At 55.0% G+C, this 26,425-nt stretch carries 28 protein-coding genes; 8 read left to right on the plus strand and 20 right to left on the minus strand.

Features of this window, described 5'->3' with window-relative positions; translation table 11 throughout:
- Positions 1 to 9 precede the first annotated feature (9 nt).
- The 4 genes from motB to flhD all read right to left on the minus strand — a co-directional run bounded on the left by motB (position 10) and on the right by flhD (position 2,885).
- Positions 10 to 942, minus strand: coding sequence for a flagellar motor protein MotB (motB, locus tag HYQ67_RS01080; protein WP_202300812.1), 933 nt, complete (start codon positions 940 to 942; stop codon positions 10 to 12).
- A complete protein-coding gene (gene motA, locus HYQ67_RS01085) occupies positions 939 to 1,826 on the minus strand; it encodes a flagellar motor stator protein MotA (protein ID WP_202300814.1) in 888 nt (295 codons plus the stop codon). The genes motB and motA overlap by 4 nt, the downstream gene beginning before the upstream one ends.
- 125 nt (positions 1,827 to 1,951) lie before the next feature.
- On the minus strand, positions 1,952 to 2,530 hold the full coding sequence (gene flhC / locus HYQ67_RS01090) for a flagellar transcriptional regulator FlhC (RefSeq protein WP_202300819.1): 579 nt from the start codon (positions 2,528 to 2,530) through the stop codon (positions 1,952 to 1,954).
- Between the two features lie 4 nt (positions 2,531 to 2,534).
- A complete protein-coding gene (flhD, locus tag HYQ67_RS01095) occupies positions 2,535 to 2,885 on the minus strand; it encodes a flagellar transcriptional regulator FlhD (RefSeq protein WP_202300821.1) in 351 nt (116 codons plus the stop codon).
- An 814-nt stretch (positions 2,886 to 3,699) separates the two neighbouring features.
- Between flhD and uspC the strand changes: the two genes are divergently transcribed.
- On the plus strand, positions 3,700 to 4,122 hold the full coding sequence (uspC, locus tag HYQ67_RS01100; protein ID WP_202300823.1) for a universal stress protein UspC: 423 nt from the start codon (positions 3,700 to 3,702) through the stop codon (positions 4,120 to 4,122).
- A gap of 89 nt (positions 4,123 to 4,211) precedes the next feature.
- Here the strand turns inward: uspC and otsA are convergent, their stop codons facing one another.
- The 10 genes from otsA to HYQ67_RS01150 form a co-directional block, all read right to left on the minus strand.
- Positions 4,212 to 5,636: an alpha,alpha-trehalose-phosphate synthase gene (gene otsA, locus HYQ67_RS01105; protein WP_202300824.1), complete on the minus strand. Its 1,425-nt coding sequence runs from the start codon at positions 5,634 to 5,636 to the stop codon at positions 4,212 to 4,214.
- Positions 5,611 to 6,417, minus strand: a complete 807-nt coding sequence (otsB, locus tag HYQ67_RS01110) for a trehalose-phosphatase (protein WP_202300825.1) — start codon at positions 6,415 to 6,417, stop codon at positions 5,611 to 5,613. Before otsB ends, otsA begins: the two co-directional genes overlap by 26 nt.
- A 177-nt stretch (positions 6,418 to 6,594) precedes the next feature.
- Positions 6,595 to 7,593, minus strand: coding sequence for an L-arabinose ABC transporter permease AraH (gene araH / locus HYQ67_RS01115; RefSeq protein ID WP_202300826.1), 999 nt, complete (start codon positions 7,591 to 7,593; stop codon positions 6,595 to 6,597).
- A gap of 14 nt (positions 7,594 to 7,607) precedes the next feature.
- Complete coding sequence (gene araG / locus HYQ67_RS01120) at positions 7,608 to 9,122, minus strand: L-arabinose ABC transporter ATP-binding protein AraG (RefSeq protein ID WP_202300828.1); 1,515 nt, start codon at positions 9,120 to 9,122, stop codon at positions 7,608 to 7,610.
- Between the two features lie 68 nt (positions 9,123 to 9,190).
- Positions 9,191 to 10,180, minus strand: coding sequence for an arabinose ABC transporter substrate-binding protein (locus tag HYQ67_RS01125; protein WP_202300834.1), 990 nt, complete (start codon positions 10,178 to 10,180; stop codon positions 9,191 to 9,193).
- A gap of 994 nt (positions 10,181 to 11,174) precedes the next feature.
- Positions 11,175 to 11,678: a cupin gene (locus HYQ67_RS01130; RefSeq protein WP_202300836.1), complete on the minus strand. Its 504-nt coding sequence runs from the start codon at positions 11,676 to 11,678 to the stop codon at positions 11,175 to 11,177.
- A gap of 59 nt (positions 11,679 to 11,737) precedes the next feature.
- A complete protein-coding gene (locus tag HYQ67_RS01135) occupies positions 11,738 to 12,295 on the minus strand; it encodes a DJ-1 family glyoxalase III (protein ID WP_202300838.1) in 558 nt (185 codons plus the stop codon).
- Between the two features lie 23 nt (positions 12,296 to 12,318).
- A complete protein-coding gene (locus HYQ67_RS01140) occupies positions 12,319 to 13,509 on the minus strand; it encodes a glycoside hydrolase family 88 protein (RefSeq protein ID WP_202300839.1) in 1,191 nt (396 codons plus the stop codon).
- A 13-nt stretch (positions 13,510 to 13,522) separates the two neighbouring features.
- Positions 13,523 to 14,803: an oligosaccharide MFS transporter gene (locus tag HYQ67_RS01145; RefSeq protein ID WP_202300840.1), complete on the minus strand. Its 1,281-nt coding sequence runs from the start codon at positions 14,801 to 14,803 to the stop codon at positions 13,523 to 13,525.
- Complete coding sequence (locus tag HYQ67_RS01150) at positions 14,800 to 16,638, minus strand: DUF2264 domain-containing protein (protein WP_202300841.1); 1,839 nt, start codon at positions 16,636 to 16,638, stop codon at positions 14,800 to 14,802. The genes HYQ67_RS01145 and HYQ67_RS01150 overlap by 4 nt, the downstream gene beginning before the upstream one ends.
- Before the next feature lie 228 nt (positions 16,639 to 16,866).
- Here HYQ67_RS01150 and HYQ67_RS01155 point away from each other — a divergent pair, with 228 nt between their 5' ends.
- Entirely contained in the window at positions 16,867 to 17,721 is an 855-nt protein-coding gene (locus HYQ67_RS01155) for an AraC family transcriptional regulator (RefSeq protein ID WP_202300842.1), read from the plus strand.
- 124 nt (positions 17,722 to 17,845) lie between these two features.
- Positions 17,846 to 19,189, plus strand: a complete 1,344-nt coding sequence (locus HYQ67_RS01160) for an anaerobic C4-dicarboxylate transporter (protein WP_202300843.1) — start codon at positions 17,846 to 17,848, stop codon at positions 19,187 to 19,189.
- Positions 19,190 to 19,255: 66 nt separating this feature from the next.
- Here HYQ67_RS01160 and HYQ67_RS01165 read toward each other — a convergent pair whose 3' ends face one another.
- Positions 19,256 to 19,507, minus strand: a complete 252-nt coding sequence (locus HYQ67_RS01165; RefSeq protein WP_202300844.1) for a DUF2766 family protein — start codon at positions 19,505 to 19,507, stop codon at positions 19,256 to 19,258.
- Between the two features lie 206 nt (positions 19,508 to 19,713).
- Here HYQ67_RS01165 and HYQ67_RS01170 point away from each other — a divergent pair, with 206 nt between their 5' ends.
- Both HYQ67_RS01170 and nadS read left to right on the plus strand, forming a co-directional pair.
- A complete protein-coding gene (locus HYQ67_RS01170) occupies positions 19,714 to 20,025 on the plus strand; it encodes a type II toxin-antitoxin system RelE/ParE family toxin (RefSeq protein WP_202300845.1) in 312 nt (103 codons plus the stop codon).
- Positions 20,026 to 20,319, plus strand: a complete 294-nt coding sequence (gene nadS, locus HYQ67_RS01175; RefSeq protein ID WP_202300846.1) for a NadS family protein — start codon at positions 20,026 to 20,028, stop codon at positions 20,317 to 20,319.
- A gap of 81 nt (positions 20,320 to 20,400) precedes the next feature.
- On the opposite strand, the gene azuC is transcribed toward nadS, so the two are convergent.
- The gene (azuC, locus tag HYQ67_RS01180) at positions 20,401 to 20,484 is read right to left on the minus strand and encodes a stress response protein AzuC (RefSeq protein ID WP_004136622.1); all 84 of its coding nucleotides are present in this window, start codon (positions 20,482 to 20,484) and stop codon (positions 20,401 to 20,403) included.
- A gap of 214 nt (positions 20,485 to 20,698) precedes the next feature.
- On the opposite strand from azuC, the gene HYQ67_RS01185 reads away from it, so the two are divergent.
- On the plus strand, positions 20,699 to 22,117 hold the full coding sequence (locus tag HYQ67_RS01185) for an MFS transporter (protein ID WP_202300847.1): 1,419 nt from the start codon (positions 20,699 to 20,701) through the stop codon (positions 22,115 to 22,117).
- Between the two features lie 34 nt (positions 22,118 to 22,151).
- Here HYQ67_RS01185 and HYQ67_RS01190 read toward each other — a convergent pair whose 3' ends face one another.
- Positions 22,152 to 22,790 carry an RpiB/LacA/LacB family sugar-phosphate isomerase gene (locus HYQ67_RS01190; RefSeq protein WP_202300849.1) on the minus strand — a complete coding sequence of 213 codons (639 nt, stop codon included), beginning with the start codon at positions 22,788 to 22,790 and terminating at the stop codon, positions 22,152 to 22,154.
- Positions 22,791 to 23,117: 327 nt separating this feature from the next.
- On the opposite strand from HYQ67_RS01190, the gene yecR reads away from it, so the two are divergent.
- Together yecR and ftnA are read left to right on the plus strand one after the other, a co-directional pair.
- On the plus strand, positions 23,118 to 23,462 hold the full coding sequence (gene yecR, locus HYQ67_RS01195) for a YecR family lipoprotein (protein ID WP_202300851.1): 345 nt from the start codon (positions 23,118 to 23,120) through the stop codon (positions 23,460 to 23,462).
- A 184-nt stretch (positions 23,463 to 23,646) separates the two neighbouring features.
- Entirely contained in the window at positions 23,647 to 24,144 is a 498-nt protein-coding gene (gene ftnA / locus HYQ67_RS01200) for a non-heme ferritin (RefSeq protein ID WP_202300853.1), read from the plus strand.
- A gap of 57 nt (positions 24,145 to 24,201) precedes the next feature.
- On the opposite strand, the gene HYQ67_RS01205 is transcribed toward ftnA, so the two are convergent.
- From HYQ67_RS01205 to HYQ67_RS01215, 3 genes are all read right to left on the minus strand, one after another.
- Positions 24,202 to 24,780 (minus strand): UPF0149 family protein, encoded by a 579-nt coding sequence (locus tag HYQ67_RS01205; RefSeq protein ID WP_237391030.1) that lies wholly within the window; start codon positions 24,778 to 24,780, stop codon positions 24,202 to 24,204.
- Positions 24,781 to 24,890: 110 nt separating this feature from the next.
- Positions 24,891 to 25,421, minus strand: coding sequence for a fimbrial protein (locus HYQ67_RS01210; RefSeq protein ID WP_202300855.1), 531 nt, complete (start codon positions 25,419 to 25,421; stop codon positions 24,891 to 24,893).
- 10 nt (positions 25,422 to 25,431) lie between these two features.
- Complete coding sequence (locus HYQ67_RS01215; RefSeq protein ID WP_202300857.1) at positions 25,432 to 26,418, minus strand: fimbrial protein; 987 nt, start codon at positions 26,416 to 26,418, stop codon at positions 25,432 to 25,434.
- Positions 26,419 to 26,425 lie beyond the last annotated feature (7 nt).

Consider the following 26,425-nt stretch of genomic DNA (forward strand, 5'->3'; position numbering starts at 1 on the left):
CTCACGCTATCACCTCGTATCCGGTTGTGGCGGCAAAGTGCCCTGCGCCGGCGCCACGGCATCAGGTGCTTTCAGAGTGCTTAACGGCTGATTGTCGCTCTCTGCGTTCTCATGCACGATGGCCTGTTCGGCTTGTTTATTGAGCACCAGCAAACTGATGCGGCGGTTTACGGCGTCTTCCGCGCCGCTTTTTGCAACGCTCATCGTGGAGGCCATGCCTACCACGCGCAGCACTTTACCTTCGGTCAATCCACCGTACATCAACTCACGGCGGGAGGAGTTTGCCCGGTCGGCAGAAAGCTCCCAGTTGCTGTAGCCATGTTCACCTCTGGCGTACGGCATGTCATCGGTGTGCCCCGACAGACTGATCTTATTCGGGAGGTCATTGAGCAGCGGTGCAATACTGCGCAGGATGTCACGCATATAAGGCTCCACCTCGGCGCTGCCGGTTTTAAACATCGGGCGATTCTGGCTGTCGATAATCTGGATGCGCAGCCCTTCCTGCACCAGATCGATTTGCAGATGAGGTCGCAGCGCCCGCAGTTTCGGGTCGGCCTCAATCAAATCAAGTAGCTTGTCACGCAGGCGTTTTAAGCGACTCGTTTCCATGCGCTTTTTCAGCTCATCAAGTTCCGGGTTCTTCTTCACTTCCCCCTGCTGCTGGGTAACGTCATCGCCGCCGCCGGGAATCGGGCTTGAGCTATCGGCGATGCGATGCCCGCCGGTAATGGCGGAGGAGAGCGGGGTTTTGAAGTAATCGGCAATCTGGGTCAATTCTTTAGGGCTGGAGATGGAGACGAGCCACATCACCAGGAAGAAGGCCATCATGGCGGTCATAAAATCTGCGTAGGCAATCTTCCATGATCCGCCGTGGTGCCCGCCGCCATGCCCTTTATTTTTACGTCGTTTTACGACAACAATGGGATGGGCCTGATTCTTCATACTTCTTCTTCCGTCGCCTGGGCATTTGGCGAACGTACCGCACGCACGTGTTCTTCAAGCTCGACGAAGGACGGGCGCTCGCTGCTGTAAAGCGTTTTACGTCCAAACTCTACGGCGATCGGCGGCGCATAGCCGTTCAGGCTCGAGAGCAGCGTCACTTTCACACACTGCATCATTTTCGTGGTTTCGGCGCTCTTCTGGCGCAGAACCGTCGCCAGCGGCGAGACAAAGCCGTAGGCCAGCAAAATCCCCAGGAAAGTCCCCACCATCGCATGGGCAATCAATGCCCCAAGCTCTGCGGCCGGACGGTCGGCGGAGGCCAGGGCGTGAACCACCCCCATGACCGCGGCCACAATACCAAACGCGGGCAGCGAGTCCCCCATTAACGCAAGGCTGTTTGCGGGAATTTCCGTCTCGCTTTCGTGAGTTTCGATCTCTTCGTCCATCAGCGCTTCAATTTCAAAGGTGTTCATATTGCCGCTGATGATCAGGCGTAAATAATCGACGATGAATTCCAGCATGGCGGAGTCCGCTAAAATACGCGGATAGCTGGCAAAGATTTCGCTTTCGCCTGGGTTTTCGATATCGCGTTCAAGAGAAAACATCCCCTGCTGGCGGGATTTCGTCATCAGGCGATAAAGCAACGCCATCAAATCCATATACATGCTTTTGGTGTATTTAGAGCGGCGGAATAACAGCGGCAGCGCTTTGAGCGTCCCTTTGATAGCTTTGCCGTTGTTGCCAACTATAAACGCACCAACACCCGCGCCACCGATGATGATAAATTCTGCGGGCTGGTAGAGCGCCCCAAGTTCACCGCCGGTCATCATATAGCCGCCGAATACCGTCCCAAGTACGACCAGGTAACCTATTAATATCAGCACGAGTCAGTCCTTCTGCTGTGGTGTGTGGTGAGGATTTACAGGAGATGCCGTAAGCCATGTGCCGGGCAAAAAAAAGCAGCGGTAATTGCTTACCGCTGCTGGAGTGCTCGTACACACAGGGCCTGTTATATGGCCTGCTCTACCTGTTCATCCAGCAGTTGTGGAATAATATCGGCAGTACTGGCGGAAAGTTTACGTCTTTTTACCGCTCGTGATGGCGGCTGGCATAAACTGCAGGCAAAGCTGCCGACAGGCTGGTGGGCATGGGTGATGAAGTTGCCATCACAGCAGTTACAGCGGCTAAGCTGCAACATGCCACTTTCGACAAAGCGAACCAGTGTCCAGGCTCGGGTCAACGCCAGTAGCGGCCCCTCCGCCTGAGAAGGGCACTGTTCCAGATACAAACGATAGGCCTTAACAACGGCGTCAACGCCGCTGCATTGCCCACTACGCAAGAGAAATTGCCAGATGTTGCAAAACATGGAAGCGTGAATGTTTTGCTCCCAGGTCATGAACCAATCCGTGGAAAAAGGTAACATTCCTTTCGGGGGTGGACTCCCCCGCAGCTCTTTATACAGCTTGATTAGTCTTCCACGACTAAGCTGTGTTTCGCTCTCGAGCATCTGCAGCCTGGCACCCAAAGTGATGAGCTCCATCGCCAGCTGTATGTCGCGTGCTTCCTGAACAATGCTTTTCTCGCTCATTTTGTTATGCCCTTTTCTTCTTCGGTGCCTCGTCGCTGACTGGCACCTCATTTAATAATCGGGTTGATAACAAAATACCCGTATGAATTTGCTGCAAATCATCCACACGCGAGTCTTGCGTTAAACGAGTAATGGTTTGGTTATCGTTAAAGCGGAACTGACAAATCAACTGATTGGTCTCTGCTAATTTAACCATCTGCGGCAGTGTTAATTCGCGCAGTGTAGTCGCCATGTCTTCCGTAATCCCTAAGCGGAACATCGCCGATGCCTTATCCTGACTAATAAGGCGTTGTGCCAGCAATAAATAGGACAAATTAATGTCGTAAATATGTTTCAGCAACTCGGATGTATGCATTTTTCCCATCCTGGATGACTAACTATTATTTGTATGCGGTCAAACCGCACCCCGTGATGTCTCCGGGAAGAACCCGGTTAAAATAAAGCAAAAAAGTAATGCCAAAATGTGTATTAGTGGATGTTGCGAACCGCCCGTTCTCTTTGTTGCGCAAGCAATTTCCGCTTCGCTGACGACTCGCTAATCTCGCTCTTAATTTTCTTACAAAAAAACTAAGACTTTTCCTAATTCCGGCAAACTCTACTCGGAGGGCATAGCACATACAATGCAGGTATTGCCGAATTTGGGATTTATGTGACGCAGATCACATAAATTTATCGTATATATCACCCAAACCCATCAGTCTGGCTGTTCATTTGGATGTTTTCTAAACAAATTAGCCCTTTCCTCGCCATGTCGGCAGGAATAGCATTTCCACTTATTTACAACTTCATGACTTTTCAATGCTTTTCACCGCGTTTGCGGGGGCAAATCTGCCGACAGGATCACATCGCGGGGAGCAAAAAAAGAATAAAGTACTGAATATCATGGGGTTATCTTAAGTAAAATCAGACTTTTCAGGGGTATGATTCATTCCATACGGTTTAATATCATTGCGTTACTAATCAATTTACATGCCAAATATCCACCTAAAGTCGAATTGACCTTTGTGAATTAAATGCTACACAAAAAAGCGATTTATTCCTTTCATTAGAATAACTGAACTATTTTCCTGAGGAAGCTCACATTTACCATGGTTATCAAGTTTGCTTCATTGTTAAAAATGAGGTATGAGAAATGTTAAAAGCGTGTGTTTCGCGCCGCGGGAGGAAAAATGAGTTACAAACATGTACTGGTTGCTGTTGCCGTGACGCCCGAAAGCCATCACCTGGTTCAGAAAGCCGTCTCCATTGTTTCTCCCGTAAACGGGCGCATCACCCTGATTACGCTGGCCTCAGACCCGGAGATCTATAATCAATTCGCCGCGCCGATGCTGGAAAACATGCGCGAGCTGATGCTGGAGGAGACGCAGCTGTTTCTGGAGGAACTTAAAGCGAAAGCTGGCTATCCTGTTGAAAAAGCAGTGATTGCTACCGGAGAGTTGAGTGAGCACATTTTGGCACTGTGCGATAAGCATGATATTGATTTAGTCATCTGTGGAAATCATAACCAGGGGTTCTTCAGCAAAGTGATTTGTTCTGCGAAAGCCGTTGTTTCGTCGAGCAAAGTTGATGTCCTGCTGGTGCCGCTGAGATAAAAAAGGTGGATGACGCTTACGCTCATCCACCCCACAGTTTTGTAGGCCGGATAAGCCCGCGCCATCCGGCACACTTAGGGTCTAACGGCTTATGCTAGTTTCGGAAAGGTCGCCACTTTTTGCTGCATGCGGGATGCATCATCGACTGGCGTGACCTGCTTTAGATCTTCCACAAACCTCTCCTGCCAGTGATTTATATCGTTCTTACGGATGACATCCAGCATTTCGCCATGTCGGGAAATCCGTTCTGCCAGCGGCATGGTTAATGCCCTGTCGAGCGCGGCGGCAACATCGTCCCGGTCATAAGGATTGACGATCAGTGCTGAAGTCAATTCATTAGCCGCACCGGCAAATTTCGACAGGACCAGCACCCCCGGATTGGCCGGATCCTGAGCCGCGACATACTCTTTTGCAACAAGATTCATGCCGTCGCGCAGCGGAGTAACCAGCCCAACCTCCGCATAGCGAAAGACTTTCATTAACAGCTTGCGGTCAAAATGTTGATTGAGATAGTAGAGCGGCGTCCAGCCAAGCTGTCCAAATTTACCGTTAATGCGTCCGGCCTCGGTTTCCAGCTGGTGACGAATATCCTGATACGCCTGCACATCCCCACGAGAAGTAGGGGCTATCTGGGTGTAACGGATTTTGCCATGGTGCTGCGGATAATTTTCGAGCAGCGCCTCAAAGGCCAGGAATCGTTCCGGCAGCCCTTTGGAATAATCCAGCCGCTCGACGGAAAAGATGTTTTTAATCTCGCCCAGCTCTGCCTTCAGCTGCGCAAGTTTCGGAGGCAGCGGCCCCTGGGCATTTTTGGCGATTTCGTCAGGCTCAATCCCAATGGGATAGACCTCCGTGCGGAATGTCTTACCGAACGCCTGGTGCTGATGGTTGCCATCATGGTCAAGCCGCGTCACGCTCGCCACGCAGTCGAGGAAGGCCAGCCTGTCATTTTCCGTCTGGAAGCCAAGCAGGTCATAATCGCACAGCGCTTCAATAAGCTCCTCGTGGGGCGGCAGCGCGTTGAACACTTCCGGCGACGGGAACGGAATGTGTAAAAAGAAGCCAATACGGTTATTCAGCCCCTGCTTGCGGCACTCTGAGGCAAACGGCAACAGGTGATAATCATGGATCCATAAGATATCGTCTTTCTCCACCAGCGGCTTGAGCTTGTGGGCAAGCAGCTGGTTCACGCGCTCATAGCCATCCCAGGCTTCGCGCTGGAAATCGACCAGATCGAGACGATAGTGAAAGGCTGGCCACAGTACGGCATTAGAGAACTGCAGATAGTACTGTTCGTAATCTTCTTCGCAGAGGTTGAAGGTGGCCCAGGTGATATTGTCATGCGTCACTTTTTCTAGTGGCGCATCAGGATCCCCGACTTCCCCGCTCCAGCCAAACCATAACCCTCCGGCCGCTTTAAGCGCGCCAAGTATACCGACGGCAAGACCCCCCGCCTCCCCGTTCTTGTCATCCGGTGGTGCTACGCGATTAGAGACTACCACTAAGCGACTCATAATCTTCTCCCCGTAAAGTTTCTGTCTTTTGTTGTTGTTCTATGTGATGTGTCAGTTTGCCGAGCCAGTGATAAACCATCCTGACGTTCGCCAGCCGGTGCCTTGCCACGGTATCGCCCGCCCCTACCTTTATGGTCAGCCCCCCCATTGCATTGACCTGTTTAAAACCGGCTTCGTCAGTCAGATCGTCGCCAATAAACACGGGCGTGCGGCCTGAAAAAGGTGACTCCTGCATAAAGGCGCGGATAGCAGCACCTTTATTAATGCCCAGCGGCTTGAGCTCTACCACGCATTTACCTGGCTGTAACGCCAGCTCGGGGTAACGTGCGGTCATGGTCTTTGCCAGCATAAAAATGGCTTCTTCCGCCTCGGGTGCCTGACGGTAATGCAGTGCGAAAGCCATCCCTTTCGATTCAAGTTCGGTGCCCGGCAGCATGGCCAGCGTCCGTGAAAGCTCCTCTTGCAGCGCCTTCACCAGCGGTACCGGCAGCGTGACGACATGGGTTTTATCATTGATATCACGGCGCTCCGCCCCATGAACCCCCGCGAGAGGGAAATGGAATGGCGTGGCGAGCTTATCCAGCTCGGCCATGGAACGCCCTGAAATCAATGCCAGTGCCCCATCGCTCATGACGGACATTTTCTGCAGCAGCGTGCGCACCGCGGCCGGAATATAAACTTGATCCGGGTGCGGTTTGATTTCTGCCAGAGTGCCATCGAGGTCAAAGAAAAAGGCAAGATTGCCTGAAATTAGGGGCGGTGCAGAGACGACTTCAGCCACCTGTGGCTCCTCCTTAATGGGATAGTAAAATCAGCGAAACGGTAACCACTAATTATCATTAGCCATGTAAGTATAGACAGGGTGACGGGGGTCGCAATTTTATAAGAGAATTCGCCAGGCCGCGCACGGCCTGACGTTGCGCTTAGGATTACTCCTAAGCGGAGGGGGAAGGAGGGGTCAAACGGTGCGTTTGGCTTTCTGCTTGTAGCGGTCAAAGATAACCGCCGCCAATAGAATCAGACCGCGCACGACGTACTGGGAGAACGGGGAGATATTCAGCAGGTTCATGGCATTTTCCACCGTGCCGAGGATAAGCACCCCGGCGACCACATAGGAGATTTTGCCAATCCCGCCCTTGAGCGACACCCCACCCAGCACGCAGGCGGAGATAACAATCAGCTCGTAGCCAATGGAGGTCATCGGCTGGCCGCTCGTCATCCGCGAAGCAAGGATGATCCCCGCCGCCGCCGAGACCAGGCCGGAAAGCACGAAGATGATAATTTTGGTGCGCACCACGGGAACGCCTGCCAGACGCGCCGCCTCTTCGTTGCCGCCAATCGCCAGGGTATTGCGCCCGAACGTGGTTTTATTGAGCAGGAAGCCAAAGATAATCAGACAGCCTACCGTCAGCCAGATTGGCGCGGGCAGGCCAAACCAGTTGGCGTAGCCGAGGGTAAAGAAACGCTCGTCTTCGATGCCCACCGCTTTACCGTCAGAGATGATATAGGCCAGGCCGCGCACGATTTGCATGGTGGCAAGCGTGGTGATCAGCGCGTTGATTTTCAGGTGTGCAATCACGAAGCCGTTCACCAGCCCGCTCAGCATGCCCAGCAGCAGCCCCGCCGCTACGCCGATCCACAGGCTTTCGGTCATGTTAATGACCACCGCGGTAGTGACGCCCGCACAGGCAATAACCGATGCGACGGAGAGATCGAAATCCCCGGAGGCCAGGCAGAACAGCATGCCGCAGGCCACCATGCCGGACATGGAAATCGCCAGCCCCAGCCCCTTCATATTGACGAACGAGGAGAAGTTGGGCACGAAGATCGCGCAGCCGATGAACAGCACGGCGAAGACCACCAGCATGCCGTAGTGATCCCAGATACGGCCCAGGCTGAACGACGATTTTCGCGCCGCGCCTGATGCCGCACCCTCTGATTTAGTGAACGTAGACATTTTATTCCCCTTGCTCATACTGCGACTGCGCTGGTTTTCGGTATCGCCAGGCTCAGCGCCTGCTGCTCGCTGGCCTCGCCGTGCAACAGCTCGCCAGAAATCTCTCCCTCACGCATCACGATGACGCGATCCGCAAGGCCTAACACTTCGGGTAAATCGCTCGACGCAAACAGCACCGCCACGCCCTGCGCCGCCAGGGCATAAATCACGTTGTAAATTTCGTGCTTCGCCCCGACGTCAATGCCGCGGGTCGGCTCGTCGAGCAAAATCACTTTCATCTCTTCGGACAGCCAGCGGCCGAGAATCGCCTTCTGCTGGTTGCCGCCGGACAGGTTCATGATCAGCTGCTCCGCCGACGGCGTTTTGATATTCAGCGAACGGATATGCGAGGCGGCATTTTCGTTTTCCCACTGGTTGTTGATGAGGCAGCCCGCGCTGATGTGCCTGCGCCGGGCGCTGATGTTGATGTTGTCCTGTACCGAATGAACGGGAATGATGCCGTCCGCCTTGCGATCTTCCGGGCACAGCATCATGCCCGCACGAATGGCATCCGCAGGTTTACCGATGCTGATAGCTTTGCCATCGATCCAGACCTGCCCGCCGGTAATGCGCGTGCCGCCGAACAGCCCTTTCATTAATTCGCTGCGCCCGGCGCCGACCAGGCCAAACAGCCCGACGATTTCGCCGCTGCGGACGCTCAGGGAAACGGGCGTGCGGACGCCCGGCGCTTTTAGCTCCTCGATGCGCAGCCGCTCCGGGCCGTGCTCCCGTGGCTGCCAGCCGTAGATATCCCCCAGCTCGCGCCCGACCATCGCCTGCACCAGCGAGTCGTGGTTCACCTGCTGCATATCGTCGAACGTGCGCACGTAGCGCCCGTCCTTAAAGACGGTGATCGCATCGCTGAGGGCAAAAATTTCCTCCATGCGGTGCGAGACGTAAATAATTACCCGCCCTTCCGCACGCAGCTCGCGGATCACGCGGAACAGGTTGTCGATTTCACGCTTCGACAGCGAGCTGGTCGGCTCATCAAAGGCGATAACCTTGGCGTTGCGCGCCAGCGCCTTGGCAATTTCGACCATCTGCCACTGGCCGATGGAGAGATACTTAAGCGGCGTCTGCGGATCGATATCCAGACCCAGGTGCTGAAGCTGAAGCCCCGCCTCGTAGTTGAGCAGCGAGCGGTTCACGAACCCGGCCCGGTGCGGTATCTGCCCCAGATAGATGTTCTCGGCCACCGACATTTCAGGAACCAGATGCAGCTCCTGGTAAATAATCGCCACGCCAGCGTTCAGCGCCGCCGTGGTGTCGTTAAAGGCAACTTCTTCGCCCCGCAGAACAATGCTGCCCTGGGTGGGGGCATAGTTACCGCTGAGGATTTTCAGCAGCGTGGATTTCCCGGCGCCATTCTCACCCATCAGCGCGTGAACCTGCCCCGCATAGCAGTCGAAGCTGATGTCCTGGAGAGCTTTCACGCCGGGGAAGGTTTTGCCGATACCGCGAAACGAGAGATACGGTGTCTGTTGTTGCATGACATACCCCAAAGTTAGTGTTGGCGTTGGAGAGGTTTGGGTAAGGTGGATCCATCCACCACAGAAGATTACTTGCCGCCCAGCCCTTTCTTCGCCAGCTCTTCCTTAAAGTTATCGCGGGTGATCAGCACCACGTCGGTCACTTCGGTGAACTTCGGCGGCTCGGCACCTTTGGTCACCCAGTTGTAGAGCATTTCGCTGCTCTTATAGCCGTGAACATCCGGGCTTGGTAACAGGGAGCCGTAGAAGCCGGTCGGCTGCGCTTTCGACAGCTCGCTCACCGCATCCACGCCGTTGATGCCCACGCCAATCACGTCCGGCGCTTTGAAGCCCTGACCTTCGGTGGCGCGCACGCCGCCCAGCACGGTGTTGTCGTTCATGCCGACAATCAGCCAGTGTTTCACTTCAGGGTGCTGAACCAGCATGGAGTTGGCGGCGTCGAACGCGCCGGGGATATCGTTAGATTTGGTCGGCACCTTGTAGATTTGCTTTTCCGGGAAGCCGGCGGCCTTCAGGGCATCCATAGATCCGCTGGTACGGCGGCGCGCGGTGTCCAGCTCGTCGGCGGTAATCGCCATCACGGCTGACTCTTTCACGTCCCAGCCGCGCTTGCGCATCTCTTTATAAAGCTCCTGGCCCTGGCGCTCGCCGATTTTCGTAGCGGCCATCATCACCAGCGGCACGGTTTCCATCGGCTTGCCTTTCGCCGTCACAAACTGGTCATCCACGGCGATAACCTTCATATCGTAGCTTTTCGCCTTCGCAACGATGGCGGAACCCAGTTTTGGATCCGGGGTACAGATGACAAAGCCCTTAGCGCCGCTCGCCGCCAGGCTATCGATGGCGTTCAATGTCTTCTCCCCGTCCGGGACGGCAATTTTGATCACTTCAAAACCCAGGTCTTTGCCGGCTTTATCGGCAAATTTCCACTCCGTCTGGAACCAGGGCTCCTCCGGCTGCTTGACCAGAAAGCCCAGCTTCATGGTTTCCGCCCAGGCGGATTGTGACATCACCGCCGCCAGGCCAACGGCCGCCAACGTTTTAGTGAATATGTGCATGTGGACTCCAGCTTGATTTTATTATCTGTAGGGTAAGAACTATGCAAAACAAGGTTTTAGCGAAACCGTTTGTCAACCTGATGTTTGCGATAGTTTTAGCGGGAAATTAATCATCCATAGGAGAGCGGAATCACACGGCAGAATTACAGTAATTGCGTGCATATATTCAGCAAGTTAAGCCATAAAAATTGGGGTATATGTATGATGAATGTGTTACGGGTTAGCTGAATTGTCCATGAGGCCAGTTAAACGGGAAGGGGTCTCTTAGTCACAACTCATCCCGGTTATACGTCAGGGTGGGATCTGTTAACCGGCTGGTTTTCCGTTCACCCGACCGTCTGGCTATCTCTGCTACCGTTGCGAACGGTGAACGTGCCATGGGATTTACGCCAATCCCCTGGCGACCCCGGCGCCCGGCAAATAAATCGCCGCTGAAGCGGTAAACTCCGGTTTTTACCCAACATGCAGGGTCGTTCGCGATTCGTTCCAGACGATCGCTCTCTCACGTTGTTCCCGACAACGTGACCCTGCCTGAAGGGCAAAAACCGGAGCGATTTAAGCCGGGAACAGGGTGTCGCTTTAAGTGAAAATTCACATCAGATACTTCATCGCTTTAAAACCTACAGCGACACCGGAGTTGGGACATTCATGGAAGTTGAAGCGAGGGTGTTGGGTCCGGCTTAAATCGCCTCCATTTTTGGCTTCATGGCCGGGTCCAGCCGTCGGGAACGGCTGGAGGTTGTGATCGTCGGGAACGAATCGCAACCGACCCGGACAGGGAGCCAAAAATGGAGGTTTACCGCCGCAGGTGGCGATTTATTGCCGGGAGTCGGGAGCCCAGAGGGTGTGACGGCGAACACCCTCTGGTCGTTCACCGGTTCGGCAGCAACATATACCACCTGACGCAAAGTGAACGGAACCTTCTCGATCTCTTAAATTACTCTCGAAGATCTGTATAAGAGGTCGCCGGGGTAAGGACGCCCGGGCTAACATTTCACCCCCAAAACTCCTGTATTCCCCCTTTTTTCCCCGCAACCGGGTCACAGGCGGGCATGGCTACCTTTGCCATGTGGTCACGCGCTTCGACCGGCACTTCGCGCTGGTCGAGATATTTATCGGGCGAGCAGCCTTCCGGGTAGGCCCCCACGCACATAAAATCTTCTGACGCTTCTATTTGCTTGTGCCCTACTCCCGCCGGGATCAGCACCGCGTCACCGCGGGTGATATCAACTATCGGGCCGGATTCGCCGCCGAGCTGGATTCTGGCGTTACCGGCGAACACGCCCAGCACTTCATGGGTGTTGGAGTGGAAATGGGTGTAGGTAAAAACGGTATAGCGCCAGCGCGGCGGCCAGCCGTTGCTGGCGAACAGGCTTTCAAACGCCTCAGCCAACTGCTCTTCGTGAGAGACGTGATGATAAAGCAGAAGCGGCAGCGCGCTGTTGGGCACGCCGCCGCTGGGCTGGTTCAGGGCCAGAGTTTCCAGTTCGGTCGCCATCGCTTTCTCCTTGGGTAAAAGAGTAAGTATAGAAACGACCGGGCTGAATGGCTTACTCCTTACCAGGGATAGTAGATGTGCTCTGCGTGATCCCGGGCCGCAGCCTCACTTCCTTCAAGCCGCGCCGCCACCGTCAGCGCAAAATCAAACACCTTGCCTAATCCCCTGCCGCTGATGAGATTACCGTCCTCTACCACGTCCGCATCGACGTAAACGCCGTCTGTCACCTGCTGCCATAAGTCTCCGGAGCAGACGTAGCGGCGGCCCTTCAGCAGGCCGTTACCGGCCAGCACGCGGGCGGCAGCGGAACAGATTGGGCAGATGAATTTGCCCAGCTCGTCATGACGGCGCACAAATCCGACAACGCTGGCGTTTTTGGCCAGGTTCATGCTGCCGTCCGGCCCACCGGGCAGAACGACCGCATCGAACGTCGTGTCGAAGCTTTCTGCCAGGGTGGCGTCCGCCACCATCGGGATGTTGTGATAGCTGGTTACCGCGCGGGTATCAACACAGGATATCGTGGTCACCCCGATGTTCAGACGGCGTAAAATATCAATGGTGACAATGGCTTCCCCTTCTTCGAAGCCGGGGGCCAGCAATACTGCAACGTTTTTCATACCGCTTTCCTTTGCTTAATAAATTACCAGTAGGGATACCAGATCTGACGCAGGCGGGCCAGCGCTTCCAGATAGAAATAGTCGCCCCAGCTGCAGCACTGATCCACGCCCTTGCCGCTCGCCATGTGGTAAACGGAGTGCTTCAGCAGGCCTTCGGTTGGCTCATCGTCACCGGCCAGGTAGTTATCGGTCAGCGACTGGACGATGCGCAGCGCCATCTCTTCATAGTGGGCGCGATGCTCGTCCAGCGTCGGCAGCGCTTTAACCAGCTCCAGCAGGCCGCAGGCGGCAATGGCGCAGGCAGAGCTGTCTCGTATCGCATCCGTGCCGAGCAGGGCCAGATCCCAGTGGCAGACATCATCTTCCGGCAGGCGGTTGATAAAGTAGTGCGCCAGGCTGCGTGAAAGCTCCACCATACTGTGGTCGCCGGTGTGCTGGTAGCTGAGCAGGAAACCGTAGATGCCCCACGCCTGCCCGCGCGACCAGCAGGAGGTGTCGCTGTAGCCCTGGTGGGTATTACCAAAGCGCGGCTCGCCGGTGTTCACGTCCATATAGTAGGTGTGATAGGTCGACGAATCCTCGCGAACGATGTACTTCGCCGCCTGTTCAGCATGGGCCGTCGCCGCCTGCGCGTAGCGCTGGTCGCCGGTTTGTTCCGTCGCCCAGTAGAGCAGCGGCAGGTTCATGTTGCAGTCAATGATCATCCGCCCCTGCTGCTCCGGATCGTTCAAATCCCCCCACGCCTGAATGATTTTCGCCACCGGGTTAAAGCGCTCCATCAGCGTTTCGGCAGCCAGCAGCGCAGACTGGCGGGCGGCTTCATTACCCGTTAAGCGCCATGCGCTGACGCAGGAGAGCGAATAAAGGAAGCCCAGATCGTGGGTCGCCGTATCAATGCGTTTTTCGATGCGGTTGGCAAACGAAGGCAGATAGCGTTCGGCAGCGTCACGGTATTTTTGATTGCCGGTCATCTCCCACGCCAGCCACAGCTGGCCCGGCCAGAAGCTCGTCGTCCACTCCACGTTTTCAGAGCGCGGCCAGACGCCGTTTTCGCACGCTTCGCCCGGGAACTTGTCGCCAAAGGCGACGATGTTCTTATCCAGCTTGCGCGTCACGCGGGCCAGCGCATCATCCAGCTTCTGGCGAAGGCGAAGCCTGTCCACCTGGTGCAATTCCACGGGGCGCAGGGCTTCGGTGATCACTGTCTTGGTCATAACAACTCCTGAATTAATGTCTGGACGTTTCAACGGGGGCGGCGTCTAGGGCCGGAGAAAAAGTTCGCGATTCGTCCCGCGTTGACTGGCAGCGCGAGAGCGTAAAGGCGGAAATTAAGGTAAACAGCAGCGCGCAGCAGCCCATGATCAAATAGGTGTGCTCGAAGCCGATTTTGTCGTAGAGGTAGCCCGCGGGCGGCGCGACCACAATCGATCCCACGTAGATCATCGCCTGATAGCCCAGCAGGTACATGGTGGCGTTAACCCTTTTGTCGAAGTGTTCGGCGATGTACTTAAAGACGGAGATCAGCAGCAGCGCAATCTCCACGCCGTAGAAGGGTTTAATGATTGAAATAATGATCGGATCGTTGGTCAGGCCCGAGGCAATCAGCCTTGCGCCCACCACGCAGCCGCAGAACAGCAGGCCGCGTTTGGCACCGAAATGGTTAACCAGCAGCGGAATGAACATCATCATCACGAACTCCATGCCCGACTGCACCGTGCTCAGGTAGCCATACCAGGCGTTGCCCTGCTCTTTGGTGGAGAAGAACGAGACGAAGTAGCGCGGGAACTGCTGCTCAGCGATAAACATCATCCACGCCACGCCCGCCACATAGAGGCTGAACATCCAGAACTTGCGGTTTCTCAGCAGCATCAGCACGTCGGCAAAAACGATTTTATTGGCGGAGAGCACGCTGTTATTGCGCAGCTGCTCGTCACCGATTTTCAGGCTGATGAGCACCAGCAGCATCAGCACTGACGTGGTGCTGCTGACCAGGAAATTTGCCAGCGGCGTGAAGTTAAACAGCAGCCCGGAGACGGAGGCGGCGACGGCCCAGCCGAGCGATCCCCACATGCGGATGCGGCCAAACTCCAGCCCGTACAGGCGGCTGAAGCGATCGGCGTAAGATTCGGATGCCGCCACGCCCGCATACCAGCCCAGGCTCAAATAGAGCGCGCCGATGACAATGCCAATCGTGGTGTGGCTAAGCAGCAGCGGCTGATAGACGGTGACGAAGAACGGAGCCATTAACGCCGATACGGCACAGACAAAATAGAGCAGCCATTTGCTCATGCCTATCTTGTCCATGATGTAGCCGTAAACCGGCTTGAGGATCACCGCGAAGACGCCGTTAATGGCGAAAACGCTGCCGATGGTGATGCTGTCTAACCCTACTTTCTGGCTGAGCCACAGGGCGTAAAGCCCAAAGCTTGACGACCAGGTGAAGAAGTAGAGAAAGATAAAGGTGCTCATTTTGATCTGCGCGGTGCGCACGGTGGATGAAGCGGTCATTGGGTGTTCTCCGGGGCCAGCGTGAGAGTTCTTTCTTCCTGTGCCGTCACGAAGCGTACAGCGTCATCGCGGATGAGGGCCTGTGGGCAAGATTGCGCGTTGAAGTCGTCGGGGTTGCCTGCCCAGACGGCGCTTATCAGCAGATGTTTGCCAGGCGTTAATTCACCGTGAAGTACCGGAACGGCAGCGCGTTCGGCAAACAAAAGATTGCTGTTCGGTGGGGTTAGCACCTGCTCGCCGCGACGCGTCTGCGGACTTAAGCAGAAGATGGCGGATGCTTCCGTTGTGGTTGTGAGCTGGCAGCTGCCCTGCCCGCCCTGCGATTCGGGCAGCGGCCGGTTCGGGATGCTGAATCCGCCTTCTGCCGTATCCAGGCCGCGGGCCGTATCAACATGGTGAACGCGTATCTGCCAGTCGCCCAGCGGCATTAGCCAGGTATCGATAGTCACATCGTGCCACGCCTGCCAGCGGCAGTAAATCATGCCGTCCGCCGTGGTGACGTTCCTGCAGTCGCGGCGTCCGCGCCAGTAGCCGTCCTTCTCGGACAGCAGCAGCATAGAGTCCGCTGCCGCGTGGCTCAGCCCGAAGCGCCCGCGCTCTACGGTGAAACCGTAGCGGGTGGAGTAGGCAAACTTGCAGTATTTGGCTTCGGTATTGACGAAGTTATTCAGCTCGAGCTGCCCGGAAGTCAGCATCCACAGGTGATTGCGCTGATGAACAAGGATCTGATCGGCATGGGGAATACTGTGCTGCTTTGCCCGCTCGGGCAGAGGTAGCTCATCCGCCTGCCAGAAGGCGTCGTTCCCGGCCAGCGCCAGCACCAGCATGGTTTTCATGCCCCAGTAAGGGGAGCCGGGGGCGTTGTAATCCTCCGCCATAATCAGGTTCGGATAGCTGTAGCCGACGCTGAGCACGCCGTCGCGGTCGAACAGCGGCTGACTCAGCCACCAGCGCAGATGGCGCAGCACTATGCCTTTCACCACGCCGGGGGAATACACCTCCAGCCCGGCAAACGCGACGGCGCTCCAGAACGCCCCCTGAGCGAAGCGGTAGGTCAGGCTGCGGCCAAACGGAATGGCGGCTCCGTCATCGGCGAAGAAATGGATAAAATCAGCGGCAAACAGCGTGGCGCGCTGGCGCAGTTCAGCGCAGCGGTCCGGATCTATGTCAGCCATCAGCTTCAAGTAAATCAGGCCGTAGAAATGGAAGCCCATGGAAATGTAGTAATCCCGCGGCCTGCCCGGCCCGTCGGAATACCAGCCGTCGCCCAGGTAGTACGCCTCCATGGCGGCGAAATGCTTTTCCAGCGCCTGGAAATTGGTTTCCATGCCGGCATGATGAAAGCCGACCTGCACCAGAATCGGGAAGAAGTGCCAGTTGTTGTCCGGGATCGCCTGCTCTTCGCTCTGCTTCAGCCAGCGCCAGAGGTTCTCTTTCTCAGTCTCGCTGAAGTGGGCCAGCACGGTATCACCCGCCAGCGCCAGCAGCAGACCGTAGGCGGCCATTTCTACAATGCGCTGATCGTACGGCGCCACTTCGCCCCAGTAGTCCGCATGCTGTGGGCTGGTGCCGTTTTTGATCGCCTGAATATAGAAGGAGAACTGTTGCGGCTCGCTGCCGCCCGCCAGCAGCGGCGTAACGCCCCACAGCAGGCGTGAAAAGGTTTCCATATTCGCTATGTGCTGCCCGTAGTGGGCGGTGAAATTCGCCAGGTCCACGCGGCTGGCATCATTTTTAAAGAATGGCGTCACCGCGCCGAGCAGCTCCTGAACCAGCAGCTGAACATCGTTTCGGCTTTTCAGCGGGTTAAGCAGGGTAATATTTTCAGGTTGCACGAGGTCCTCCCGTCATTAAACGAGAATTAGATAAGTTATTGTTATTTGGCTTTTCTAAGGATATTTATGCGACATCGGGGCAAGAGTAGCTGCTTTTATGTCGCCCGCTGAGTGAGCAGGCTCACAAATTTAAACCGCCATTTCATTTTTAGTGGATATTTGCCCCTTTCGGGGCAATAAATTGCAAATGATGGCGTAAAAATTTAAATCTGTTGTCCTGGGGGATCGATGAACGAAGCGCAGCGTCTTGAGCGGATCAAGCTCGACAGCCGGGCGATTTCTTTTAACCGCATGTGGTCGACGAGCGCGGCCTATTACCACTGGCATCAGTGCGTGGAGCTGCTGTATATCTCCAGCGGCTACGGCATTGTGGTGGTCGATAACCAGCACTACACCGCGCGGCCGGGGCGCCTGTTTATCTTCCCGCCCTTCCGCCTGCATAAGGTCCAGGTGGATGACAGTGATAAAAACCGCTACCACCGCACCACCATGCACATTGAGCAGTCCGTAGTAGAAAGCGCGCTGGGCGAGTTTCCGCGTCACAAGGCGCAGTTTGCCGCGCTGGCCGCCAGCAACGTTCCCGCCCAGGTGTACGACCTGAGCGAACATGCGGCGTTCATGGAGCGCATACTCGGGCAGTTTCACGATTTAGGCCACGACGGCCAGACGCCAGCCTGCGAAGTGGCCTTTATGGTCATGCAAATCATGGAGTTCCTGCCCGCCCAGCCCCAGACGCTTGTCCCCGCCCCGCAGACCGTAGCCTCGCGCATCATGAGCTGGGTGGAGGCGAACTACGCCAGCAAATTCTCCCTCGACGACCTTGCCTCGGCGATGGGCCTGTCCCGTAGCTATACCTCCAGGGTTTTTCGCCAGCAGACCGGCGGCAGCATCCATGAGTACCTGCTGACGCGCAGAATCAAACGCAGCTGCGACCTGCTGCGCAATACCATGCTGAGCGTAGACGAGATTGCGGCGTCGGTTGGCTTCAGCGAGGTGACCTATTTTATTACCTGCTTCCGCAAGCTGCTGCGCCAGACGCCGCTGCAGTATCGCAAGGCAAGCCGCACGCGCAGCCCTGCCTGAATTGTTACGGTGATGTTATCAAGCAGCTGTTTTTATTGCGTTTTAACAAATCAGACGTGGGTCTCAAAGATAATCCTTACATTTTGTAATGCTTAGCGGCAGGGCAATTTTTTAAAGGATTATCATGATTACCATCGAGTTTATCGTCATCATTTTATGTCTGCTGGTCGGCACCCGCTTCGGCGGCATGGGGCTGGGGCTAATCAGCGGCATCGGCCTGTTTATCCTGACCTTTATCTTCGGGCTGGAGCCGGGCAAGCCGCCGGTCGACGTCATGCTGACCATCCTTGCGGTTATCGGCTGCGCCGCCACGCTGCAAACGGCGGGCGGCCTTAACGTCATGATGCAGTTTGCCGAACGCCTGCTGCGCAGGCACCCTCAGCACATCACCCTGCTCGCCCCCTTCACCACCTGGACGCTGACCTTCCTGTGCGGGACCGGGCACGTGGTGTACACCATGTTTCCGATAATCGGCGATATCGCGCTGAAAAAAGGCATTCGCCCGGAGCGCCCGATGGCCGTAGCGTCCATTGCCTCGCAGATGGCGATCACCGCCTCGCCGGTATCAGTGGCCGTTGTATCGCTGGTCTCTATTCTTGCTGCGGGACACGGGATCGGGCGGGTCTGGGGCATCCTGGAAATTCTTTCCGTGTCGGTTCCGGCCTCGCTATTTGGCGTGCTTATAGCCGCGCTCTGGAGCCTGCGCCGCGGTAAAGACCTGGCGGACGATGAAGAGTTTCAGGCCAAAATTGCCGACCCGAAACAGCGGGAGTTTATCTACGGCAGCAGCGAAACGCTGATGAACCAGACCTTCCCGAAGCAGGCGTACTGGTCAACGTGGATCTTCTTTGCGGGGATTCTGGTGGTGGTTCTGCTGGGTGCCGTGCCTCAGCTGCGCCCGGCCTTCGAGGTAAAAGGCGCGCTGAAGCCGCTGTCTATGAACCTGGTGATTCAGATGATGATGCTGATCGCCGGGGCGGTGATGCTAGTGGTGTGTAAGGTCAACGCGACAGCCATATCAAACGGCGCGGTCTTTAAAGCGGGGATGGTGGCGATTTTCTCGGTGTTCGGCGTGGCGTGGATGAGCGATACCTTCTTTCAGGCGCATCTGGACGAGCTGAAAATGGCGCTGGAAGGCGTGGTGAAAAGCCACCCGTGGACCTACGCGATAGTGCTGTTCCTGGTCTCGAAGCTGGTGAACAGCCAGGCCGCTGCGCTGACGGCAGTCGCCCCGATGGGGCTGATGCTGGGCGTGGAGCCGAAAATGCTGATTGCCTTCTTCCCGGCGTCCTACGGCTATTTTGTCCTGCCGACCTACCCAAGCGATCTCGCCTGTATCGGCTTTGACCGCTCGGGCACCACGCGAATCGGCAAGTTCATCATTAACCACAGCTTTATCCTGCCGGGGCTTATCGGCGTCAGCTGCGCCTGTGCGGTGAGCTATCTGCTGGTGATGACATTCTTCTGATGAGGGAAATGCGGCGGATGACGCTAACGCTTATCCGCCCTACGCCCCTGAATGGAGAGGGTGCTGCTAGTGTGCTTCGTTCTGGGGCGTGAATTTCAGCTCAATCAGCGAAATCGCTTTCTGAATAGCACGGCGGGTCACCGGGTCTGCCGCTGCGGGCTGGCTGGCAAAATCAATCGACTTCAGCTGCGCGGCCATTTTGTCGCGTACTTCCACCGGCGCTATCACATCAATAACGTCGAGGATCTGTTTAATAACCAGCTGGCAGGCCACCACGTCGGAAACCAGTTCCTGGTCGGCAGAGAGTTGTTCAGACATTTTTAATCTCCTGTTTCAGTATGCGCGCCATAGTACCCGCGGCAGCAATCGCGAGGCAAGATTCCATTCCGGAACCCAGCTCGTAAAACATCCATTCGCTTTGCGAAATCCCTTGTGAACTCGCCCCGCCCCGTATTTAAGTACGCCATTGACTTACCCATTAATCCTGTTAACCTGATTATGGCTATACGCCATTGGCGGATATTATGCTTTTTATTGAAACGCCTGTTTTTACAGAGGATGTATTGGCACTGCTGACGGATGAGGAATACGCGACGTTTCAGGCCTTCCTTACCCTTTCCCCCCTGAGCGGCGACGTGATTCCGCATACCGGCGGCCTGCGCAAAGTGCGCTGGCGGTCAAAGTACCAGGGGAAGCGAGGCGGCGTCAGAGTCATCTATTTCTATAAGGCTCAGAATGACATCATCAGGCTCCTGCTGATTTATGCCAAAGGTGTGAAAGATAATTTAAGCGAGTCCGAGAAGCGTTTTCTTCGGCAGATGAACGAGAGGTGGTAAATGGATAAGCAGCTGTTCGAGCGCCTGGCAAAAAGCATGGCGCAAATGAACGATATCGTTGAAGGCAAGGCCGCGCCCTCTCGTAAGACGGAGGTCACCGCATTGCAGGTTAAAGCAATCCGTCAGGCAACCGGGCTGTCGCAAACAGGATTCGCAAAACTGATATCGGTAAGCGTGGACACGCTGAAAAACTGGGAGCAGGGGCGACGTGAACCTACCGGCCCGGCAAGGGCGCTGTTAAGAGCAATCGAGAACGATCCCCTCCACGTTATTCCGGCGCTTGCCTCGCGTTAGGAGATGAATCCCACAGGCCACTTCGGGTTTACGGGCACAAAAAAACCTGCCGCAGCAGGTTTTTTTTATCTTTACGTCAACTCAGAACATGCCGCCCGGCGGTACGTCTTTGAAGGTTTTGCAGTAGTTTTCAAACATGCTTTTCAGGATTTTGCGCAATTTCATGGTCTACTCCGGTTTTTATTTTTGCAGGTGTTGCTCGTTATGTGCCCATAATATGACTTCCATCACACAAATCAACCATTTTGTGAGATGGGTCACATGTTTTGCCTGCCGGTTTTACAGCCCGTTCACATAAAACAGCTTGCAGATCCAACACTTAACGGGTTATTTGTAGCCATACATTTTTAAAACATTATTTTAATTTCGGGCGGCCATCATGTCTGACACTCCCACAGCGAGACAAAAACGCGGCATCTCCCCCACCGCCCTGCTGGTTGCCGGCGCTTTCTTTATGGAGTTCCTGGACGGGACGGTGATTGCCACGGCGCTGCCGGAAATGGCGCGAACCTTTGCCGTAGATGCTGTTGATCTGAATATCGGTATGAGTGCCTATCTGTTGACCCTGGCGGTGCTGATCCCGGCCAGCGGCTGGATAGCGGATCGCTTTGGTGCCAGGAAGGTGTTTACCCTCGCGCTGGCCATTTTCACCGCCGCCTCGGTGCTTTGCGGGCTGGCAAATAGCCTGGAGCAGTTTGTCGCCATGCGGGTTTTACAAGGTGTGGGCGGCGCGCTAATGGTCCCGGTGGGCCGCCTTGCCGTATTAAGAAGCACGCCTAAACACCAGTTAATTACCGCCATTGCCACGCTGACGTGGCCTGCCCTTGTCGCGCCAATTATCGGCCCGCCGTTGGGTGGCTTTATCACCAGCTACGCCTCATGGCGATGGATTTTCTATATCAACCTTCCGCTGGGTCTGGCCGCTATGGCGCTGGCGTGGCGGCTGATCCCGGATATTCACGACGATGAAAGGCGTCCGTTTGATGGCGTCGGCTTTGTCAGCACGGCTACCGCTATGATCTGTCTGGTTTACGGGCTGGAGCTGCTGGGCGGCGAGCATGTTGACCTGCTGGCTACCGGCGGTCTGCTGGCGCTGGGCGCTGCGGCGCTCTGGTTTTCTCTCCGCCATTTCAGGCATGCCGCCCATCCGATGGTCAGGCTGGATGCGCTAAAAGTACAGACCTTCGGGGTAACGATGTACGGCGGGTCGCTGTTCCGCATCTCCATCAGTGCGGTGCCGTTTTTACTGCCGCTGCTGTTTCAGGTGGGCTTCGGGATGGATGCATTCCATTCGGGGCTGCTGGTGCTGGCGGTCTTCGCGGGAAATCTGACGATGAAACCGGGCACGACCTGGCTTATCCGCAGGCTGGGGTTTAAAAAGCTGCTGCTTATCAACGGGCTGCTGAACGTTGCCGCCCTCCTCGCCTGCGCATTCCTGACGCCACAGACCGCAACGTGGGTCACCCTCGTCATTCTGTTTTTGGGCGGGATGTTCCGTTCAATGCAGTTTACCGGCATCAGCACGCTGGCCTTTGCGGATATTCCGGCGAATCAGATGAGCTACGCCAACACGCTGCTCAGCACGGCCACTCAGCTTTCGGTAGGTTTAGGCATTACGCTTGGGGCAATCGGTATTCGCCTGGGGGAGAAAATCAGCGGCTGGCTGGATTTGAGCACCATACCCGGCGTGAGCATCAAAATTTCGTTTGTGATGATTACGTTGATTTGTTTGCTGGGGCTGGTGGATTTACTGCGGCTGCCGCGAACGGCGGGGAGTGCGGTCTCAAATAAACGATAAAGAACGGCCAGCATCCGCTGGCCGGGTCTGTCCGTCAGGCCAGGATTTCGCGCACGAACGCTTCAATCTCTTTGTTCTGACAGTTTTCAAAGAAGCACTTCTGGAAACGCTCGCCTGTCACGGTGGTTTTAACCAGTTCAGGATCGATGGCGCGCAGCGTGTCGAGGTAGTTCTCTTTCACCACGGCAGCTTTAACCTGGTTGAGGATACCCGCGTTGCGAACCTGCGGCTCTTTACGGTCTGCCGGATAACCTTCGCCTTTGCGGCCGGTGAAGGCTTTCTCAAACATATAGCGGACGTTAAGCTCCGCCCCCCAGCCAAAACCTTTCGCAAAGGCAAGAGATAGCGCGTTACCGTTGTTGATCTGCGAGAACAGGAAGGCATCCGCAGGATCCAGGCAGTAGCCACAGACGACACCTGGATGAATATTCAGCGACATCATTGCGCCCTGGCCGGTACCACAGCCCGTCACGACAAAATCAACCGCTTTAGAATTGAGCAGAATGCTGGCCATGATCCCCAGGTGGATGTACGTCAGGTGGTGATCCTTTTCGTCACTCATCCCGACGTTGTAAACCGGGTACTCTTTTTGGGCAGCAACGGTCTGCAATTCGTTAAGGATGATGGCGTTCTTGCCTGCCTGACTGTTTTCCATCATCAGTGCAATTTTCATTCTTTCGTCTCCTGATTGGGCACGGGCTTTCCCGCGAACGATTACGACTGGATAGCAAAGTATGGCTCAACCATACTATCTCGCAAACAGACTTTCAAATTTAATGAAAAATAGTTTCATTAATTTAGTCTCGCTCACATTTCTGGCAAAGCCTGACGCGGCAGGGCCGTGCGGACTCAAAAAAAGCAGCCATTTTTCAGCATGAAATTTACCTTAAGGGTGCGTTTTTACGTGATTTAAACGGAAATTTTTTGGCTTTATGCTGTCGCCAATTCTCTGCGAGATGGGCGTGCTAGACTGGCCAAAAGTGCTAATCGAGACTTCATCATGTATCGTTCAACTGTATTCATTGCCGCCCTGTTATTAAGCGGCTGCACCGTCAATAAAACGCCCGTTCCGGTTAAAAGCAATGAAAATGCCGGTGTCGTCCGGCTGGGATTTGATAAATCACCGCTGCAAAATGCGAAGGTCGATACCTTTGTTGCTTTATCTGCCGCCAGCCACCAGTGCCAGCAGTGGGGCTATGTCTCTGCCCTGCCGTATGGGGAGCCAATCAAAACCTGTAGCGTAACCAGCGGTGCGCTGTGCCTGAGCCAGCATGTCACAATGGAGTATCAGTGCCAGGGTGCTGGCATGGAGAAATACGTGCGGGAAGAAATTGTGGTGGAGTAACCGCCGCCGCGTTATTTGCCATTAAGTCATTAATGGCAAATATTCAGCTAAATAATACAAGAAAGATAAATAACATTAACAACCATTCTCATTACGTTAAATTAATTAACATTCCATTTGCAATAAAGACATTATAAAAATAAAGTAGCGCCACTATTGGCCCTTATTAAAGATGGAGCACGCCATGTTAAAAGCAGAAATGGTTGAAAAACTAAATGAACAAATGAACCTTGAGCTGTATTCCTCCCTGCTGTACCAGCAGATGAGCGCATGGTGCAGCTACCACAGCTTTGAAGGTGCCGCCGCGTTCCTGCGCCGCCACGCTCAGGAAGAGATGGAACATATGCAGCGCCTGTTTGCCTATTTAACCGATACCGGAAATATGCCGCGCATTAACGCCGTTCCTGCACCAGTTAATGAATATGCTTCTCTGGACGCGCTGTTTAATGCCACCTATGAGCACGAGCAGTTAATTACCCGTCAGATTAACGAGCTGGCCCACGCCGCCATGACGTCGCAGGATTACCCAACCTTTAATTTCCTGCAGTGGTATGTTTCTGAGCAGCATGAAGAAGAAAAACTGTTTAAATCCGTGCTGGACAAACTGAGCCTGGTTGGCAAAAGCGGCGAAGGATTGTATTTCGTGGATAAAGAGCTTGCTACGCTGGATACGCAGGCCTGATATTTATAAATGCATGACCAAAAGGCCGGGGAGAGTCCCGGCCTTTTTCGTTTGTCATCAGTGCAGGCTTGCGTTCTGCTTGCTCTGCCAGTAGGCAAGGATGCTCAGCGCCGCTGGTTTGATCTTCTCAATGCTGTCTAAGAAATCCTCGTGGCTCAGGGTATCCAGCTCATCAAACTTATCTTCCAGACCGTGCAGGGCTATCGGCTCCATCATCGCCACTAATTCGGCCGGCAGCGGGTCGACGCCCCACAGCAGCACGCCGCGCATGTAGCCAAAGCACCACTCTTCAACGATGGTAAACTCCTGCTCTTCCACAAAGCTTGTGCCGAACAGCGGTTCGTACTGATCCGGGTAGCTGCTCAGACGTTCCGCAATATCGTTGACGTGCTTAAAGGTCAGCTCAACAAATTTCTTCAGCTCGTCTTCGGACTCCCACAGCGGTTGATCGCCCTCGCCGCCCCAGAATGCTGCGAATGTCGCTTCCGGCCCCACATCTTTTGGCCCGGAGAGAATGGCGGTCAGCATGCCGTCCATTTCCGCAACGTCCATCACGGAACGCTCGGTGGCGTGCTTCATCAGCACCTCGTCCAGCCACTCAATTTCTTCTTCGCTTAATGGTCCCTGGTTCATCATCTGGACTCCTTTTAGGGAAAATGTTGTCGCCTTTTCGGGCGACGCATGCCGGGGAGGATAGTAGGAAAGCGATGTTGCAGGCAATAAAAAACGCTAAACAGCGGATCCCGCTACTGATACGTAAGCGTAAATTGCGCCGTGGCGTTAGCAAGGCCGGTGGTTATCGTACTGCTGGTCTGGTAATAACGCGCCTTGTATCTCACCGCCAGCGGCCCCTCTACCGTGGTAGTTGTGTATTCCTTCGGCTGGCCGAAGACCACGGCCGTGTCCTGAGTATCCAGAAACAGCTGCACCCCAACGCCCGTTGCTACACCCGTACCGCTGTCGAGGCGCATTACGCCCGGCGTCCCGGACGCGTCCGCCGTGGCGTCGATTTGTGACTTCACGATGAGACCCGCCGGACAGTCCAGATTGATGGCAAAAGCGATCCACGGGCTGGCCGTGCCGACGCCAAAGAAATCAGTGTGTGCCTTGCGGCTGCCGAGCTGCACGTTAATCGGGGTCGTTGAGGCCAGGGTACAGCTGGTTGCCAGTACCCGTCCGGTAAAATTCATCGTCACGGCAGCTGCCAGAACATTTCCCGAATATCCCACTAACAGCGTCGCCAGTATTAGCAGACAGCTCTGAACGTTTTTTTGCATGGCGGCTCCATTATTGGTAGGTCAATGTCATCGTAGCGGTGGCGCTGGCATTACCGGGCGTGACTTTTTCCTGATACTGATAATAGCGCGCCCTCATCGGGATATTCACCGCCCCACCGTTGGTGGATGTCCCCAGCGCATATTGGGTACCTATATTCCAGGAAGCATTATTTTGATCGGTTATCCAGACGCCAATTCCTTTTGCCGTGGTACTGGCCGTAGGACTATCCAGCGCGATCACGCCGGTGGTTCCTGCAACGGCAGTACCGGTAATTTTGGCGCTATATTTGGTACCGGCGTTGCAGGTCAGAGCAATATTAAAATCTGCATATTCGGTGGTATAGCCGACCCGGACAAACTCATCATCTTTATGGTCTTTAAGCGGGATGCTAATGCTGGGCTGTGCGATGCTACAGGATGGTGAGATGATCATTCCCCCGGTAATATTCAGCGTCAGGACCGAGCCCAGTCCGGTCACCGACATAACATAAGAGCTGCTGCCTATATTGCCACTATTCTGAATGGTATATGTTTTGGTTAACCTGATTTGGAAACTCGTTCCCCAGTTAGAATAGCTCCAGCTGGCTCCGGAACTAGCCGTCGTTTTTGGGTTGGCATAATAGTATCCCGATGTGCCTGCTCCTACTTCAATACCTACCCCGCCAACGTTAGTCCGGTAAGTTTTAGAAAAATTTTTTATTGCTAATGCATTAACTGCATACCACGAGCCGCTGTCCTGACCTGATACACAATCGACGGCGAAAACCGTGCTCGCTAATTTATTTGTGGGGATACTTTTGGTCGTAATAATGGTACCTATACCTAAACCAGGAGATGCGTATATCGTTCCTAAATCGACTGATATCGTAGCGGCACTTTCACCGGGAGCCCATGCACAGGTCGCATGGGCAGTCCGTCCCATTGCCAGCAGCACGATGAATGTTAATAACAGAAAGTATGAGTGACACGTTAGCCAGCGCTTATTTTTGTTTTCCATTGTTCCC

Source organism: Dryocola clanedunensis subsp. sulfonylureivorans (genome assembly GCF_016756775.1).
In the GTDB taxonomy this organism is placed as follows: domain Bacteria; phylum Pseudomonadota; class Gammaproteobacteria; order Enterobacterales; family Enterobacteriaceae; genus Dryocola; species Dryocola clanedunensis.

Bases quoted from the DNA above. Each gene is read 5' to 3' on its own strand.
- flhD (WP_202300821.1), bottom strand. From the start codon at position 2,885: ATGCATACATCCGAGTTGCTGAAACATATTTACGACATTAATTTGTCC.
- HYQ67_RS01135 (WP_202300838.1), bottom strand. From the start codon at position 12,295: ATGAAAAACGTTGCAGTATTGCTGGCCCCCGGCTTCGAAGAAGGGGAA.
- otsA (WP_202300824.1), bottom strand. From the start codon at position 5,636: ATGAGTCGCTTAGTGGTAGTCTCTAATCGCGTAGCACCACCGGATGAC.
- HYQ67_RS01130 (WP_202300836.1), bottom strand. From the start codon at position 11,678: ATGGCGACCGAACTGGAAACTCTGGCCCTGAACCAGCCCAGCGGCGGC.
- HYQ67_RS01215 (WP_202300857.1), bottom strand. From the start codon at position 26,418: ATGGAAAACAAAAATAAGCGCTGGCTAACGTGTCACTCATACTTTCTG.
- HYQ67_RS01145 (WP_202300840.1), bottom strand. From the start codon at position 14,803: ATGACCGCTTCATCCACCGTGCGCACCGCGCAGATCAAAATGAGCACC.
- HYQ67_RS01140 (WP_202300839.1), bottom strand. From the start codon at position 13,509: ATGACCAAGACAGTGATCACCGAAGCCCTGCGCCCCGTGGAATTGCAC.
- araH (WP_202300826.1), bottom strand. From the start codon at position 7,593: ATGTCTACGTTCACTAAATCAGAGGGTGCGGCATCAGGCGCGGCGCGA.
- HYQ67_RS01210 (WP_202300855.1), bottom strand. From the start codon at position 25,421: ATGCAAAAAAACGTTCAGAGCTGTCTGCTAATACTGGCGACGCTGTTA.
- araG (WP_202300828.1), bottom strand. From the start codon at position 9,122: ATGCAACAACAGACACCGTATCTCTCGTTTCGCGGTATCGGCAAAACC.
- HYQ67_RS01170 (WP_202300845.1), top strand. From the start codon at position 19,714: ATGCTTTTTATTGAAACGCCTGTTTTTACAGAGGATGTATTGGCACTG.
- HYQ67_RS01190 (WP_202300849.1), bottom strand. From the start codon at position 22,790: ATGAAAATTGCACTGATGATGGAAAACAGTCAGGCAGGCAAGAACGCC.
- ftnA (WP_202300853.1), top strand. From the start codon at position 23,647: ATGTTAAAAGCAGAAATGGTTGAAAAACTAAATGAACAAATGAACCTT.
- HYQ67_RS01205 (WP_237391030.1), bottom strand. From the start codon at position 24,780: ATGATGAACCAGGGACCATTAAGCGAAGAAGAAATTGAGTGGCTGGAC.
- HYQ67_RS01160 (WP_202300843.1), top strand. From the start codon at position 17,846: ATGATTACCATCGAGTTTATCGTCATCATTTTATGTCTGCTGGTCGGC.
- HYQ67_RS01185 (WP_202300847.1), top strand. From the start codon at position 20,699: ATGTCTGACACTCCCACAGCGAGACAAAAACGCGGCATCTCCCCCACC.
- HYQ67_RS01155 (WP_202300842.1), top strand. From the start codon at position 16,867: ATGAACGAAGCGCAGCGTCTTGAGCGGATCAAGCTCGACAGCCGGGCG.
- uspC (WP_202300823.1), top strand. From the start codon at position 3,700: ATGAGTTACAAACATGTACTGGTTGCTGTTGCCGTGACGCCCGAAAGC.
- yecR (WP_202300851.1), top strand. From the start codon at position 23,118: ATGTATCGTTCAACTGTATTCATTGCCGCCCTGTTATTAAGCGGCTGC.
- HYQ67_RS01165 (WP_202300844.1), bottom strand. From the start codon at position 19,507: ATGTCTGAACAACTCTCTGCCGACCAGGAACTGGTTTCCGACGTGGTG.
- flhC (WP_202300819.1), bottom strand. From the start codon at position 2,530: ATGAGCGAGAAAAGCATTGTTCAGGAAGCACGCGACATACAGCTGGCG.
- azuC (WP_004136622.1), bottom strand. From the start codon at position 20,484: ATGAAATTGCGCAAAATCCTGAAAAGCATGTTTGAAAACTACTGCAAA.
- nadS (WP_202300846.1), top strand. From the start codon at position 20,026: ATGGATAAGCAGCTGTTCGAGCGCCTGGCAAAAAGCATGGCGCAAATG.
- motB (WP_202300812.1), bottom strand. From the start codon at position 942: ATGAAGAATCAGGCCCATCCCATTGTTGTCGTAAAACGACGTAAAAAT.
- HYQ67_RS01125 (WP_202300834.1), bottom strand. From the start codon at position 10,180: ATGCACATATTCACTAAAACGTTGGCGGCCGTTGGCCTGGCGGCGGTG.